The following is a 15,179-nucleotide window of genomic DNA, read 5'->3' on the forward strand; positions in this document are numbered from 1 at the left end:
ACAGCAAGAAACGGAGGGGTAGCTTTGCACAAAGAGAATCTGCTGGAAGAATTGAAGTACATAGACGGGATTACGATTATCGATACATCGGGAACGATTTTGTTTACCGTGAAATTTAATCCTCGCTTTGTCTCAGAAATTGAGGAATCAGATGAAATTGTAGGGACGAATCTTTTTTCTGCGTTTCCGATGCTCAATGAGAAGAACAGCACACTGTATAAAGCGATGAAAAACGGTCAACCCATTTTTCGCAAGAGCCAGGAAATCATTGATTTTAAAGGGCAGCAGATTGAAACAACCAATGTGACCCTGCCAATTAAGTCGCATGGGAAAATAATTGGGGCGATAGAGCTTTCCAAAGATATTAGCAAGCAAGAAGGGCTGCTGGAAAATCTGATCGAAATGGACGCCAAGCTGTTCATACCAGATAAACGTTCAAAGGGAACGGTAGAACCTGAGCGTGCGAGATACACATTGGACGATATCATTACCACGAATAAAAAGATGATCGAGCTGAAAAAGCTGGCAGAGAAAACGGCACGTGGTACTTTACCCGTATTCATTTACGGAGAGACGGGAACCGGAAAGGAAATGTTCGCGCACGCCTTGCATAATGCCAGCAATCGTGCAGACAAGCCGTTTATTGCCCAAAATTGTGCCGCAATTCCGGAAAGTTTAATGGAGAGTATTTTGTTTGGAACAAAAAAAGGGAGCTTTACTGGTGCGGAGGATAATCCGGGGTTATTTGAACTGGCAGATGGAGGAACGATTTTTTTAGATGAGTTGAATTCAATGCCGATTGCGCTACAGTCGAAGCTCCTGCGAGTCCTGCAAGACGGATTGATTCGAAGGTTGGGAGACAAGCATGTGCGCAAGGTCGATGTGCGGATTATTGCAGCGGCGAACAAACATCCGCGGGTTTGTGTGAAGGAAGGCTTGCTGAGAATGGATTTGTTCTATCGGCTTTGCGTCATGCCCTTTGACTTATTGCCGCTGCGAGAGCGGAAAGACGATATTAAGCTGCTGCTTCTCTATTTTATTAACAAGTATAATCATGAGCATGGAAAAAGGATTCGCCATGTGTCCAAGGAAGCTTACGATTTCTTGATGGCCTATACGTGGCCGGGGAACGTCAGAGAGTTTGAGCACGTTGTGGAGTTCGTTGTTAATCAAGTGGACGACGAGGAAGAGACGCTTACCCTTTCGGATGTGGAGAAGATTACACGCCACCTATGGGACGATAGTGATGTAGAGGTATTTGAAGTGGGACCGCTCAAACAGGCGATCGAAAAGGTAGAAAAACAATTCATTGCACATGCCATCGAGAAAACAAAAGGAAATGTATCGCAGGCAGCCACTATTTTGCAAATTCCCCGCCAAACCTTGCAAAACAAGCTTAAGTTGTACCGGTTAAAGTAGGTTAATGCCGACAAGTTAACAACGTCGGTCTTTTTTTAGGTAAAAGGTGCCGAAAAAATAACATTCTGTGCCGAAAAAATAACAAAAGAGGATTGGGGGTCCCCCTTATCAAGAAGATAAACGAGGAATAACGGCATAGATTGATGAAAAATTCTGCCTTTTTCCAATTGCTGGATGGTACGATATTTGCTTTTATTGTCCAATGTCATCATCCAACATGTTAGGAGGCAGACGAAATGATTATTGGTACATTCAAAGAACTAAAACTGGGTGAAGCGAGGGTAGTGCTGACCCCTACAGAAGTATCTGAACTGACGAAGAACGGTCATACCGTATTAATTGGAACAGGTACAGGCGAAATTGCCGGTTTTGCAGATGAGGAATACGCCAACGCGGGTGCAACCATCAAGTCTGGTATGGAAGAGATCTATGCGGAGGCTGAAATGATTGTCAAAGTGAAGGAAATCATGCCTGAAGAGTATGACTTGCTTCGAAAGGATCAAATCATCTTTACATGCATACATCCCGCAGCCAATCGGGAAGAAGTTGAAGTACTCTTAAGCAAAGAAGTCATCGCTTTTACTGCTGAGGATACGCATCAATTCGGTTCGCCAAACGCAGAAGTGGCGGGTAAGCTGGGGGCGCTATGGGGTGCTCATTACTTATTAAGCGTCAATGGCGGAATGGGCAAGCTGGTTTGCGGAATTGGCGGAGTCCCAGGGATTTCGGCTTTGGTAATCGGGGGAGGCATCGTGGGTAGAAGTGCGGCGGGCGTTCTGTCTTCTCTGGGTGCGCACGTAACCATGATGGACGTCAATATCGGTGTGCTGCGCGAAACGCAATATGTATTGCCAAAAGGAGTAGACACCATGTTTTCCAGTCAGAGCAATATCAGAAAGGTGTTGCCTCATGTTGATCTGGTGTTGAATTGTGTGAAATGGCCGAAGCATCGCAGCGATCATTTGATTACCCGCGAGATGCTCAAGCTGATGCGAAAAAAATCAGTAATCGTAGACATTAGTGCCGATGTAGGGGGAGCCATCGAAACCTATCGTCCGACTACCTATGATCAACCTACTTATGTGGTGGATGACGTCATTCACTTCGGTGTGGACAATATTCCTGGTGCCGCACCTCACACGACATCCATTGCCTATGCTGCATCTGTCTTTTCCCATATTCAGTCGATTGCAGAGCACGGTCCGGAAGAAGCGGCTAGACGAAACCCGTATTTGCGTAGAGGGTTGACTACGTACAAAGGAATACTGACGCATGAAGAAACATCGTTGATTCAGAAGAGAGAGCATACTTCAGCCGAAGAAGTCCTTGGTATTGGTGTCAGGTAAGTTTGAAAACGGCAGATCAAAAAGGAGGTAAGTGAGTGAATGGAAACAGCTGTAAACCTGGGAATCATCTCATTGGTTCCCGCCACGATTTCAGTCATTTTAGCGTTTTTTACTAGAAATACAGTGTTTTCTCTTGCAGTTGCCTGTTTCATTGGAATATTGCTGTCTGGGCAAGGGTTAATGGGGTTTCCCACTCTCATGAAAAACGCTCTGGGCACAACCAGCTTCTCTGGTTTATTGCTGTTGGAGCTGTTCATCGGTGTTGTCATTGCATTCTTTCAGCGAACGGGCGCTATTCAAAATGTAACGCTCATGCTGGAGCGCAAAAATTTTACCCGGGTTCGCACGCAAGTTGTCGCATGGCTTCTTGGGATGGTCGTCTTTTTCAGCGATTATTTCAGCCCGCTGTTCGTTGGTTCGACCATGCGCAATCTGTCCGATAAGGCGCGAATTTCACGGGAGAAGCTGGCGTATATCGCGGATTCTACTTCGGCTCCGGTTAGCGTTCTTGTACCAATTACAGGCTGGGCTGCTTACTTTACGGGGCTTTTGATTGGGATCGGTACAATAGCGACCGAAGCGGAAGCTATGTCTGTCTTTTTGAAAACGATACCATTCAATTTTTACGCTATTCTCTCCGTCTTATTTGTAGGTTTGCTGGCGATGAAGGTCATCCCGGAATTTGGACCAATGAAGCGAGCGGAGAAACGAGCGCTAGAAGAAGGAAAAGTGCTGCGTGATGGGGCAGACCCGCTGATGGGCTCTGAATTAACGGATACCCCTCCTTATGAAGGGGTTAGAACGAATGTATTTTTAAACTTTTTCTTGCCGGTCATTGTAGTGGTATGTATCGCGGTAGGAACCTTCATTACGATGAAGTCTGCGAAAACGATGGAAGCATTTTTAGCCGCAGCGGTCATTCTTGGGATCATCATGCGCTTCCAGGGAATTCCGTTCAACGATATCATGAAGACGGCTACCGCTGGGATGAAGGGTGTTTTGCCGGCTATTCTTGTTTTGGCTTTCGCCTTCTCGCTTAACCAATTAAGCAAAGACTTGGGGACAGCTCAATATATCATTTCCGTGACAGAGTCGTGGTTGACACCAAATCTGCTACCATTTCTCGTTTTTCTCATGTGTGCGGTCATTTCGTTCGCAACCGGAACTTCATGGGGGACGTTTGCGATTGTCATGCCGCTTGCCGCACCACTTGCCTTTACATTTTCCGGCGGGGAAGTATCCTTGCTCGTATTGGCGACGATTGGGGCAGTGGCTGGTGGTGGAGTCTTTGGGGACCACTGTTCGCCGTTGTCAGATACAACCGTTCTTGCTTCCACCGGAGCGGCTTCCGATCATATCGACCATGTAAAAACACAGCTGCCTTACACGCTCACAGTAGCGGGGATTGCCGCTATTTTCTATTTGGTGATTGGGCTGGTATTTGTATAAGAGGAAAGCATAGGACTTCACGCTCTGTTTGAGTAGGAAGGAATGTAGATAGGGGGACCATGCTCTATTTGCCAGGTAGGTGAATATCCTGTCAGTAATGACTAGGAAAGGAGCGTGACCATACTTATGAACGGTTATTGGTATGGACCCTACTCTTACGCATCTTATAATCCCTACCTACCTGTCGCGCAGGAACAGCATGATGAGCGGATGCAGATTGTTCTTCGGCTCATTCAAGAAGCGATTGAAGATGAGCGCCACGATGAGCTATTCTATGACTACTTGATCAGTGTCGCGCCTACGGAACAAGAAAAGCAAGTCATTACGAGCATACGGGACGATGAGCGAAAGCACCGCAGCTTGTTTCGTCAAATCTACACACAGCTAACCGGTCAACGCCCCAGCATCTCCGGCCAGGAAGAACCATTTCAAAGGCCAGCCAGCTATTTGGAGGGCATCGAAAAAGCGCTCATGGGCGAGCTGAAAGCATTTGAAAAATACAGAGTGATTTACAAATACATCCCCGTGCAATTTCGGGATACTATCTTTGAAATCATGACCGACGAAATGAAGCATGCGAGCTACTACAACTGGCTGTATGCGAAGAATAAATGAGCGGGGAAGGCCTCGCTTGAATGTGCCTGTCTGGCGTTGCTGCGACAGGCTTTTTTGTATGCAGTGCAGTCCATACATCCAGCAGGGGTTCCAAGAATCTGGAGCTTTTTCTCCTTTTTCCTCGTTTCCACTATAGCCCGCCTCCCCATTGCGAAACCACACGAAAAAAAGTAAAATGATGAAATGCCCAAAGGGCCGCGGTTCGAAATCTTCCCGCGTTATCAAAACTAGGAGGCACTACTATTATGTTTAATCTTACCTTGGGCGTCGTATTTGCGATCGTCAACTTTGGACTCTTTCTACTTTGCTATCGCCTGTTTGGTAGAATGGGACTCTATGCATGGATCGGAATGGCCACCGTGCTCGCCAATATTCAGGTGGTCAAAACCATTGAAATGTTTGGACTCGTCATGACGCTGGGCAACACCATTTACGCGTCTATTTATTTGGTCAGCGACCTGCTCAACGAGAAGTACGGGGAGAAGGCAGCCAAAAAAGCCGTCTGGTTCGGCTTTTTCACACTGATCGCCACGACGATCATCATGCAGCTGGTTTTACTTTTTGATCCTGTTGAGACAGATATCGCGCAGGAACCAATGGAAATGCTGTTTGGCTTGATGCCGAGACTCGCTTTGGGCAGCCTGTGTGCGTACCTGCTCAGCCAATTTGTGGACGTTAAAATCTACTCCTGGCTGAAGAAAAAATGTCCAAAGCCAAACCAACTATGGATTCGCAACAACGGAAGCACCTTATTCAGCCAATTGCTAGATTCCTTTACCTTCTGCACGATCGCCTTTTTAGGCGTCTACCCGATGGAGGTATGGTGGCAAATCCTGCTAACTACGTATTTAATCAAATTCGTTGTATCAGCAGCCTCGACCCCTGTCCTATACATCGCCCGCGGCATGAAGGTGCCAGAGGATTAATAATATCAATAAAAGCAACCGCCAAAGCCGAAAAGCGATGGCGGTTTTTTTATTTTGCCTTTCACGTTCCCAAACCCAGCATAGCGACGCTTTCAACACCAGCCAAGTAGACGCAGATGGCTGGTGAGAGGAAACAAGAGAAAAGCGAAGATCTTTGGGACGCATCCGAGGCACAGTGGAAAAAGCGAAACACGCTTTTAGCGTTCCCAAGAATCTGGAGCCTTTTCTCCTGTTTCCTCTCCTCCCCAACAGCCCCGTCGAACACGACGAACACGCTTTAAAATGGCGCTTCCGCGTCCCCCCTCCCGATTTATTTTTCTGGCAAATGAAAAAATGAGTTGTGTTTTCCCAGAGACCTGCGCTATAGTAAAAACATAAAATTTAATAAATGATAATCAATTATCAAATATTGATAATGGAACGAGAAGCCATCGTATGCTAATCTGTTAGGAGGGATATCACTTACGAAAGAAGGAACATGAAACAGATGAGTGCTGAGAAAACATTAGACATTTTGGATTTATTCGATTTCGACACAAGAGCGTTGAACGTTCCACAGATTGCAGAAAAGCTGGGTCAACCCCAAAGCTCTGTCTATCGTCACCTACGACTGCTCAAAGAAAAAGGCTATGTTATGGAATCGGCCAACGGCTATTACAGCCTCGGCTACCGTCTTTTAAAGCTCGCCAAAATCGTCCGACTGGACATCAATATAACTGCTATCGCTCAACCCGTTATGAGACAGCTGACTAAGGACACGGAGGAAACCACGATTTTGCTGGTACACTCTAATCTGCAGGCTGTTTGTCTCGAAACGGTATCCTCCCATCAACCGATCAAGGTTTCTTCTGAGCAAGGACAAATCGTCCCCTTATATGGGGGAGCATCGTCAAAGGCACTGCTCGCTTTTCTGGGCGAAGAGGTAGTAGACGGCTTGTTTGCCGGGGGATATGTTCGCAAGCATACGGAGTTCACCATCACGGACAAGGCGGCCTTAAAGGAAGATTTGGTTACCATCCGCGATAAAGGCTATGCCTTTTCAGACGGAGAGATCGATGAAGGGGTAGTCTCTTATGGGGTACCGATCCTCGATTCGAATCAACAAGTAATCGCATCTTTGAGTATCGCAGGACCGCGAGAGCGGATGCTGGAAAAGGACGAGGGAGAACTGGTTGCCCATCTCAAATCTGCAGCCCAGGCGATTCAGCGCTATCTGTAAAGATAGGTGGGAGATTAGGATGGAAAAATACGATTTGGTTGTGCGTGGAAAAATTGTTGCGGAAGATGAGGTAGTACAGGGACAAATCGGGGTAAAGGATGGCAAGATTGCGACCATCCAACCGGCTGATGCAAAGCTCGAAGGTGATAAGGTACTGGATTTCGCAAACGCTTACGTATTTCCAGGAACGATTGATGTTCACGTTCACTGCTTTAGCAACCCGAACGAAGGGATCATTCCAACAAGCATGTCAGCGGCAGCAGGAGGCATCACGACTTTTCTGGACATGCCCTACGACCTGCCAAATCCGATTGCAAATGTAGAAATCTTTGAAAAAAAGGTAAAACAGCTGGAAGAGGAAGCTGTGGTTGATATGTGCTTATGGGGAACGATTGCCAAGACAGGTGGAACGGATCAAATCGTTCCTTTGGCAGAAGCGGGAGCGGTCGCTTTTAAAATGTCTACCTTTGAAACCGACGCTTATCGTTTTCCGAGAATTCCCGATCCAGAGATTCTCAAAGCGATGGAGCTGATCAAGGAAACAGGACTTCGCGCTGCTTTCCACTCGGAAAATGACGAAATTATCGTAGACATGATCGATCAGTACAAACGCGAGAACAAGGTGTATCCAAAAGCACACAACGAGACTCGCCCGCCTGTAACAGAAACGAGTGCGGTACTCAAGCTGATGGAATTCGCTTACTGGACAGGCGTAAAGCTGCATATCGTTCATGTCAGCCACCCACGCACGATTGATTTGATCAATGCATTCAAGGCACAAGGCGTCCAAGTAACAAGCGAGACCTGCTATCCATATTTGCTGCTGGACGTGGATGCACTGGATAAATTCGGTCCAAAAGCGAAAAACAACCCGCCGCTGAGACAGCCGGATGAGGTAGCTGGCTTGTGGAAGCATCTCGAAGCGGGAAATATCGAGCTAATTTCCTCCGACCATGCGCCGTGGGGACCAGAGCACAAGAACCCGGGTAATGACAACATTTTCAAAGCGTCCTCTGGGATGCCAGGAGTAGAGATCATGACGCCGCTCATGTTTGACAGCACAGTAGCAAAAGGCAAGATGACTCCAGTGCAATTCGCCAAAGTGATGGCGCAGCACCCCGCAGAAGTATTCCAAATCCCGGGAAAGGGAAAAATTGCGGTAGGCTACGATGCAGATTTCGCCGTGATTGATCCTGAACAAACATGGGTAGTGGATGAGACAAAATTCCGTTCGTTCTCCAAAATGTCACCATTCCATGGGCAGCAAGTGAAAGGCAAAGTCATTTCCACTATTGTTCGCGGAACGACTGTTTATGACGGCGAACAGGTGACAGTAGAACCAGGCTTCGGTTCCTTTGTCCCTGGTTCTGCGTACAAAGGAGCGGCTGTTGGGGGGCGCAAGCTTTGAGCATCACGCGATTTACAGACATGCTAGATGTGCTGCTCGACAAGCAACTGGCAGATATTCCGGCTGATACTGCCCAGCGTGCTACATGGATGATCGCAGATACATTGTTTGCAGCAAGCTTGGGCTTTCAAACATCTGAATTAAAAGGCTATCTCCTGGAGGTAGGCGTTGATACACAAGATGAGGTAAACGCAATTCCACTTTTGGGAACAGGCTTGTACACGACCAAAGAACAAGCAGCGATGCTGTACGGTACGGCTATTGTGAGCAACGAGCTGGACGAAGGAAACCAGTTCGCCAAAGGCCATCCGGCAGCGCATATGCTGGCTCCTGCTCTGATCACGGCACTTGCGCAAAAGGCAACTGGAGCGGAAATGATCCGCGCCTTTGTGATCGGGTATGAGGTAGCATCCCGGCTGGCGTATGCGAGCAATATGAATGACGACATGCACCCGCACGGAACATGGGGAATTGTCGGCGGCGCTGTTGTTGCTGGGCTTTTGCAAAAGAAAGGGAAAAAAGAGATCACGGAGGCGGCATTGCTGGCTGCCTCCCTCCCGATCGCTACCTCGTGGGAAGCGGCAGTGACAGGAATGACTGTCCGCAACCTGTACACAGGGGTAGGCAGCTTTCTGGCTCTGCAAGCATGGACGTTCCAGTCCGCAGGCTTTGCGAGCAGCACACATGTAGTCGATCATCTCTGGGGAAGCATCCTGTCCAAAGGAATCAATTACGAACTGTTCCACCAGGAGCTATGGGCACCACCACTGCTTAGCAAAAACTATTTTAAGCTGTATCCGTCTTGCAGGTTTTCTCATTCGGCAATCGATGCGCTGCTCCCGCTTTTGGAGGAACAGAAGCTGGATGCTTCGCAGATCGAGTCGCTCCATGTAGAAACGTACGGTTTGGCTGCCAGACTGGATCATCCAGACCCGGACAATGCGCTTGCTGCCAAGTTTTCGATTCCGTTTTTGCTATCGGCATTAGTCCACGGTCATTCGCTCTATGACTGTTTCTCTGGGGAGCTGTTTCACGATGCATCAGTGCGTGAGCTGGCGAAGCGCATCAAGGTCACAGAGGATGAGGCGATGACGGCGTTGTTGCCAGCCAAACGTGCGGCAAGAGTCACGATTACAACCCGCAACGGAGCGGAGCACAGTTCTTATGTAGATGCAGCATCCGGTGGATATGATCAGCCGTTTCCAGCTCGTGAGCTGAGAGAAAAGTTCGCCAGCATGCTCGCACAGTGGGATGAGCGAACATCCAGTCAGATGGTGGAAGAGGCGCTTCTTTTGCCAAAAGCCGGTGAGGTCGGCGAGTGGCTGGAGAGTATGAATCGCCAGTCTGCGAAGGGATGAAGACAGATGAAGACAACAAGAATCAATTTGGAACGTTTGAAAAAGAATCTGCTCGAAGTGGGAGCAGTGGCCAATGCGGGGAGTGAAGGATATACCCGCCTGGCTTACTCCCCGGAGGAAAAGCAGGCACTGGACTTGCTGCAGGAAAAAATGAAAGCTCTTTCTTTGACGGTAAGCCAGGACCGCTTGGGAAATGTGACTGGCAGATGGGGAGAGGCTGATAAGCCCGCGATTGCATTTGGCTCCCACCTCGACACGGTACCAAACGGCGGCTTGTACGATGGAGCCTTGGGCGTCATTGTTGGTCTGGAATGTCTGGAGACGTTGAAGGAAGCAGGTCTTTTGCCAGAGGTTCCGTTGGAGCTTACCGCCTTTGTTGGAGAAGAAGCGAATTTGCTAGGCGGTACATTTGGCAGCCGGGCAATAGCAGGGTTGGTAAAGAGGTCTGAAGATTTCGAAAACAAGCTCCGCCAGCACGATTTTACATGGGAAGACGTACAGTCGGTCAAACGGAGCAAAGACGATTACCATTGCTATCTGGAGCTTCACATCGAGCAGGGGGCGCTTTTGGAGACGAATCAAAAGCAAATCGGCATCGTGACGGCAATTGCGGGAATCCTGAGATTAGTGGTAGCGGTGGCAGGACGTGCCAGCCACTCGGGTACCACACCGATGCATCTGCGCCAGGACGCGCTGCTCGATGCTTCGAGACTCATCCAGGAAGTAAATCGCTTGGCGGTCGCGGCAAACAGCGATATCGTCGCAACCGTTGGCGAAATATCGATCTCACCGAATCTGGCCAATGTCGTTCCAGGACAAGCTGATCTGATGGTTGAAATCCGCGGCAGCAGCTGGGAAGAGATGAAAGCGATCGAGGAACAGATTCGCTCGTGGGCAAATGCCAATATCGATGCAAGCATTTCTGTTGCAGTCGAAAAGCATCCGATGTCGTTGCCAGCCTCGATTCAAGCATGTATCGACGAAGCTTGCCAAAAGCAAGGCAGATCGTATCAGTATATGTTTAGCGGGGCAAACCACGACGCCAACTCTATGACAGCCTTGGCCGATGTCGGGATGATCTTCGTTCCGAGCAAGGACGGCGTGAGTCATCATCCTGACGAGTATACCTCGTGGGAAGATATCGAGGCAGGGGCAAATGTGATGCTGGAAACATTGCAGCTATTGATCGAAAAATATAGACAGGTATAGGTAGAAACAGCGACACCTTTTGAAATAGGGGACTGGCCGGGCGTTTTACAAAAAGACACAAGCCAAGCTAGCTATGTGCTCCCGGCCAGAGAACCTGTCTACAGCTACGAAAAGGGGGCTTTATCGATGAAAGGATACTATCTGCTGGGCATCATCCCTTTCCTGGCGATCCTGGTAGGAACGGGATTCGTCAACAGGGTGGAACCATATGTGTTTGGACTTCCCTTCTTGCTGTTCTGGTTCTTTTTCTGGACCATCATGTCATCGGTCATCATGGGTATTATTTTCAAACTAGATCCGATTAACAAGCAAGAGGAGGAAACCGAATGAATAGTGCAATGATCATCATTTTCGGCGTACTTTTGCTCAGTCTGTTTTTGGGCATCATGGCCCGAAGAGGAAAAGATATGGATATGGAGCAGTGGGCAATTGGCGGCCGGGGCTTTGGCAGTATGTTTGTCTTCCTGCTGCTTGCGGGTGAAACTTATTCAATCTTCACCTTGCTTGGTACGAGTGGTCTGGCGTACTCCAAAGGGGCTGTCGGCTTTTATTTGATCGCCTTCACGACCTTGGGTGCAATTACGTCTTACTGGCTGTTGCCCCCGGTTTGGCGCTATGCGAAAAAGCATAATCTGGTCTCTCAGTCCGAGTTTTTTGCCTCCAAATACAACAGTCCGATTTTAGGCGTATTCATCACCATCGTCGGTGTTGTGGCTCTCGTTCCTTACATCGTTCTCTTGTTTAAGTCGATGGGGATTCTGGTGTCCGCTACCTCCTATGGAGCGATCTCTCCGACGGTTGCGATTTGGTTCGGGATGATTGCTTTGGTCGTATACGTGATGATTTCCGGTATTCACGGTTCTGCCTGGACCTCGATCGTCAAAGACATTCTAATTTTCTTTGTCATCCTGTTCCTCGGCGTCTATTTGCCACTGCATTACCACGGCAGCTTCCAGCACATGTTTGAAGCCGTGAATGTAGCCAAGGAAGGCTTCCTGACATTGCCTGATAAAGGAATGAGTCTCTCCTGGTTTATTTCTACGGTAGCGATCAGTGCGTTCGGTTACTTCATGTGGCCACACAATGCACCCACGATTTTTGCGGCAAAAAGTGCACGCTCGTTCCGCACGAATGCGATTCTGCTTCCGCTTTACGCGATTATGATTTTGTTTGTTTACTTTGTTGGTTTTACCGCGATTGTACAAGTTCCCGGTTTGCAGGGAGCGGACGGCGACTATGCACTGCTGAAGCTGTCCATGAAGTCCTTTGATCCGTGGTTTGTCGGTATTATTGGGGCAACGGGCTTGCTAGCTACACTTGTACCAGGCTCGATGATGCTCATGTCAGCAGCGACGATGCTAACGAAGAATGTATACGGTTACATGTTCCCGAAGGCAGAAGGAAAGAACTCGGCGATGGTAGCAAAAATCTTTGTGATTGCGCTGTCTCTGGTATGTACATTGATGGCTCTCGGTGAGAACAACACATTGGCTACGCTCTATCTCACTTCCTTCAGTCTGGTTACGCAGCTGGCACCCGCTTTGTATTGCAGTCTGATGAAGCGCAATTTTGTCACCAAGCAAGGCGCATTTCTCGGGATTTTCTTCGGAGTAGGGATTGTGGTGTACATGACCTTCACGAAGACGACGATGGCAATGCTGTTTGCTGGCATGCCACAATGGATTCAAGATTTGAACAATGGCGTCTTTGCTCTTGTCGTTAACATTTTCGTGATGGTGGCAGTAAGCTTTGTAACGAAAAAGGCTGCTGACGCAGAGCGACTGACACAGGTTTCGGAAACGATGAAGTAAAGGATTCGCCAAAGTTAAAAAAAACGGGCTGGGAGCAAAAATCCCCGGCCCGTTTTTTTTTTGCAGCTTACAAGCGTGCCATACCCATCGCTTTTTCAACTTTATGCAGCATTTGATTTGCCGCTTGATTTGCTTTTTCCGCACCTGCACTCAAGATATCGTCCAGCTCGGAGGAGCCAAATAGCTGTTCATAGCGCTCCTGGATCGGACGGAGTGTCTCGACGACAACCTCAGCCAGCTCGGTTTTAAACGCGCCGTAGCCTTTGCCCTCGTACATGGCTTCGACTTCCTCGATTGTTTTGCCAGAGCACAAGGAGTAGATCGTCATCAGGTTAGAGACAGCAGGCTTTTCAACCTTGTCATAACGAACGGTGCTGTCGGAATCGGTTTGCGCCCGTTTGATTTTTTTCGTGATCGTGTCTGCATCATCCAGCATGGAGATGAAGCCGCCCTGATTCGGATCGGACTTGCTCATTTTTTTCGTGCCTTCAGCAAGAGACATGATCCGTGCCCCTGTTTCTGGTAGACGAACCTCTGGAATGGTGAAAATGTCGCCGTAACGGTTGTTGAAGCGAGTAGCAAGATCACGGGTCAGCTCAAGATGCTGCTTCTGATCCTCTCCGACCGGAACGAAGTCAGTACCGTACAGCAGGATATCCGCTGCCATCAGTGGCGGGTAGGCGAGCAGACCGCCCGGGATGGATTCACCGCGTCCGTCGGATTTGTCTTTGAACTGGGTCATGCGCTCCAGCTCGCCCAAATAGGAGGTACACAGCATGATCCAGCCGAGCTTGGCATGAGCAGGAACCTCGGATTGGATGAACAGTGTAACCTTGTTCGGATCGAGGCCGACAGCCAGGTACAAGGCAGCGAGGCGGCGAATATTTTCGCGCAGAACGGCAGGCTCCTGTGGCACCGTAATCGCATGCTGATCGACGATGCAGTAGAAGCAGTTGAACTCATCCTGGAGCGGAACGAAGTGCTTCATTGCGCCCAGGTAGTTGCCCAGAGTCAAAATACCGCTGGGTTGAATACCGGAAAAGATCGTTTTCATTGGTTTGTTGCTCCTTTCAGTACAGAAATAAAGTTTTTCGGAAAATACAAAAAGGTCCATCCGCCCTGGACAGGGACGAATGAACCGTGGTGCCACCCTTGTTATTTTACACAGGGAATAATCCCGTTCGTAAAATCTCTTTGATCCGTACATATCATACGGAGTCCGTTGTAACGTGTGGACGTTCACGCCAAGGCCTACTGCCGCCAAGCTAAGCGGGTTCGGTTTGGAGCTCGGAAGCCCATTCATCATTTCCGCAAACACTGATTTGCACCATCCATCAGCTCTCTGGAGTTTCGTAAAATGACTACTCTTCTTCCTCATTGCCATAAAATGATACCCTTTGAGCAAACATTTTACCGAGTGTCGGGCAAAAAAGCAAGAGGGAGTCGCAATACCATTACTTAAAAAATAGTAGGGACCATGCCACCGTCCATACGGATTGGAGAGCCTTTAAATGCGGATGCATAAGGGCTGCATATGAATGCTGCCAGCCTGCCAATTTCAAATGGCTTGATAAACCGCTGAATTTCGGATTGGGGCAGGTTTGCCGCCATAAATTTTTTCTCTTTTTCCGAAAAAGCCATATCATCAGGAAAGAGGCTATCGATGATTTGATATACGTTTTCGGAAAGCGTCGGTCCTGGAAGGATGGTATTGGAGGTGACTTCCGTTCCGATCGTTCGTTTCGACAAGCTTTTTGCCAGAGATAATAGCATCGTTTTGGTCATACAATACTGCGGCATTTGCCCTGAAGGCATAATCGCTTCTTCACTTGCGATAAAGATGATTCGTCCAAAATTTTTATCCAGCATCTTGGGTAAATAAAATTTGCACAATCCATTGGCGGCAAGGACATTTGTTTGGAAATATTTTTCCCACACCTCATCGTCAACGTCCTCATAGGACATGATTTCATAGATGCCCATGCTATTAACGAGAATATCGACGTGCGGATATTTCTCAAATAAAGCTTCTCTTTGCTGTCTATTTACAATATCGGCTGTCGCATTTTGAGGAGAAGTAGCCGGGAATTCAGACTTCAATTCCTGTACGGTTCGTTCTACCTCTTCAGGGTTACGTCCATTTACGAGGACGTTGACACCTTCTCTGGCAAGCTCGGTAGCAATTGCTTTCCCTATACCTCTGGTCGATCCAGTTACCAAAGCTGTTTTGTTCCGCAATCCCATATCCATAACACTCGTCTCCTTTGTTGTCATTCATGGCGTACTAAATTAGAAGCTCGTGCTCCGAATAGAGATTATCTTACTTTGTCTGGATCGTTCGGTAACTAGCGTACAACGCCAAAATTCTTGCAAAGCCCGCCAAATGATGAAGCCAGGAAAATGTTAGCCTTGCTTGGAA

13 protein-coding genes and 1 other annotated feature are annotated in these 15,179 nt (G+C 48.3%); of the genes, 11 read left to right on the forward strand and 2 right to left on the reverse strand.

Annotation, left to right across the window (positions count from 1 at the left end; translation table 11 throughout):
• Positions 1-24: 24 nt before the first annotated feature.
• The 11 genes from SB752_RS05895 (at position 25) to SB752_RS05945 (ending at position 12,760) form a co-directional block, all read left to right on the forward strand.
• Entirely contained in the window at positions 25-1,419 is a 1,395-nt protein-coding gene (locus tag SB752_RS05895) for a sigma-54 interaction domain-containing protein (RefSeq protein WP_410714767.1), read from the forward strand.
• Positions 1,420-1,655: 236 nt separating this feature from the next.
• The gene (locus SB752_RS05900; protein WP_410714768.1) at positions 1,656-2,765 is read left to right on the forward strand and encodes an alanine dehydrogenase; all 1,110 of its coding nucleotides are present in this window, start codon (positions 1,656-1,658) and stop codon (positions 2,763-2,765) included.
• A 39-nt stretch (positions 2,766-2,804) separates the two neighbouring features.
• Positions 2,805-4,214: a Na+/H+ antiporter NhaC family protein gene (locus SB752_RS05905; RefSeq protein ID WP_410714769.1), complete on the forward strand. Its 1,410-nt coding sequence runs from the start codon at positions 2,805-2,807 to the stop codon at positions 4,212-4,214.
• Between the two features lie 126 nt (positions 4,215-4,340).
• Positions 4,341-4,829 carry a ferritin-like domain-containing protein gene (locus SB752_RS05910; RefSeq protein WP_410714770.1) on the forward strand — a complete coding sequence of 163 codons (489 nt, stop codon included), beginning with the start codon at positions 4,341-4,343 and terminating at the stop codon, positions 4,827-4,829.
• Positions 4,830-5,074: 245 nt separating this feature from the next.
• Positions 5,075-5,755 carry a queuosine precursor transporter gene (locus SB752_RS05915; RefSeq protein ID WP_410714771.1) on the forward strand — a complete coding sequence of 227 codons (681 nt, stop codon included), beginning with the start codon at positions 5,075-5,077 and terminating at the stop codon, positions 5,753-5,755.
• A gap of 487 nt (positions 5,756-6,242) precedes the next feature.
• Positions 6,243-6,974: an IclR family transcriptional regulator gene (locus tag SB752_RS05920; protein ID WP_410714772.1), complete on the forward strand. Its 732-nt coding sequence runs from the start codon at positions 6,243-6,245 to the stop codon at positions 6,972-6,974.
• 19 nt (positions 6,975-6,993) lie between these two features.
• Positions 6,994-8,382 (forward strand): hydantoin-5-propionate amidohydrolase, encoded by a 1,389-nt coding sequence (locus SB752_RS05925; protein ID WP_410714773.1) that lies wholly within the window; start codon positions 6,994-6,996, stop codon positions 8,380-8,382.
• On the forward strand, positions 8,379-9,740 hold the full coding sequence (locus SB752_RS05930; RefSeq protein ID WP_410714774.1) for an MmgE/PrpD family protein: 1,362 nt from the start codon (positions 8,379-8,381) through the stop codon (positions 9,738-9,740). Before SB752_RS05925 ends, SB752_RS05930 begins: the two co-directional genes overlap by 4 nt.
• 6 nt (positions 9,741-9,746) lie before the next feature.
• On the forward strand, positions 9,747-10,949 hold the full coding sequence (locus SB752_RS05935; RefSeq protein ID WP_410714775.1) for a Zn-dependent hydrolase: 1,203 nt from the start codon (positions 9,747-9,749) through the stop codon (positions 10,947-10,949).
• A 126-nt stretch (positions 10,950-11,075) separates the two neighbouring features.
• The gene (locus SB752_RS05940; protein ID WP_212964221.1) at positions 11,076-11,279 is read left to right on the forward strand and encodes a DUF3311 domain-containing protein; all 204 of its coding nucleotides are present in this window, start codon (positions 11,076-11,078) and stop codon (positions 11,277-11,279) included.
• On the forward strand, positions 11,276-12,760 hold the full coding sequence (locus tag SB752_RS05945; RefSeq protein WP_410714776.1) for a sodium:solute symporter family protein: 1,485 nt from the start codon (positions 11,276-11,278) through the stop codon (positions 12,758-12,760). The genes SB752_RS05940 and SB752_RS05945 overlap by 4 nt, the downstream gene beginning before the upstream one ends.
• 67 nt (positions 12,761-12,827) lie before the next feature.
• Here SB752_RS05945 and trpS read toward each other — a convergent pair whose 3' ends face one another.
• Together trpS and SB752_RS05955 are read right to left on the reverse strand one after the other, a co-directional pair.
• Positions 12,828-13,814, reverse strand: a complete 987-nt coding sequence (gene trpS, locus SB752_RS05950) for a tryptophan--tRNA ligase (protein WP_410714777.1) — start codon at positions 13,812-13,814, stop codon at positions 12,828-12,830.
• Positions 13,815-13,882: 68 nt separating this feature from the next.
• Positions 13,883-14,147 (reverse strand) — a binding site (T-box leader).
• Positions 14,148-14,218: 71 nt separating this feature from the next.
• Positions 14,219-15,010, reverse strand: coding sequence for an SDR family NAD(P)-dependent oxidoreductase (locus SB752_RS05955; protein WP_410714778.1), 792 nt, complete (start codon positions 15,008-15,010; stop codon positions 14,219-14,221).
• Positions 15,011-15,179: the final 169 nt, after the last annotated feature.

This window comes from Brevibacillus sp. SIMBA_040, from assembly GCF_046535075.1.
GTDB lineage: Bacteria > Bacillota > Bacilli > Brevibacillales > Brevibacillaceae > Brevibacillus.

What these genes read in the sequence shown, in the direction of transcription:
- SB752_RS05900 (WP_410714768.1), top strand. Translation starts at nt 1,656, where the DNA reads ATGATTATTGGTACATTCAAAGAACTAAAACTGGGTGAAGCGAGGGTA.
- SB752_RS05905 (WP_410714769.1), top strand. Translation starts at nt 2,805, where the DNA reads ATGGAAACAGCTGTAAACCTGGGAATCATCTCATTGGTTCCCGCCACG.
- SB752_RS05910 (WP_410714770.1), top strand. Translation starts at nt 4,341, where the DNA reads ATGAACGGTTATTGGTATGGACCCTACTCTTACGCATCTTATAATCCC.
- SB752_RS05915 (WP_410714771.1), top strand. Translation starts at nt 5,075, where the DNA reads ATGTTTAATCTTACCTTGGGCGTCGTATTTGCGATCGTCAACTTTGGA.
- SB752_RS05920 (WP_410714772.1), top strand. Translation starts at nt 6,243, where the DNA reads ATGAGTGCTGAGAAAACATTAGACATTTTGGATTTATTCGATTTCGAC.
- SB752_RS05925 (WP_410714773.1), top strand. Translation starts at nt 6,994, where the DNA reads ATGGAAAAATACGATTTGGTTGTGCGTGGAAAAATTGTTGCGGAAGAT.
- SB752_RS05935 (WP_410714775.1), top strand. Translation starts at nt 9,747, where the DNA reads ATGAAGACAACAAGAATCAATTTGGAACGTTTGAAAAAGAATCTGCTC.
- SB752_RS05940 (WP_212964221.1), top strand. Translation starts at nt 11,076, where the DNA reads ATGAAAGGATACTATCTGCTGGGCATCATCCCTTTCCTGGCGATCCTG.
- SB752_RS05945 (WP_410714776.1), top strand. Translation starts at nt 11,276, where the DNA reads ATGAATAGTGCAATGATCATCATTTTCGGCGTACTTTTGCTCAGTCTG.
- trpS (WP_410714777.1), bottom strand. Translation starts at nt 13,814, where the DNA reads ATGAAAACGATCTTTTCCGGTATTCAACCCAGCGGTATTTTGACTCTG.
- SB752_RS05955 (WP_410714778.1), bottom strand. Translation starts at nt 15,010, where the DNA reads ATGGATATGGGATTGCGGAACAAAACAGCTTTGGTAACTGGATCGACC.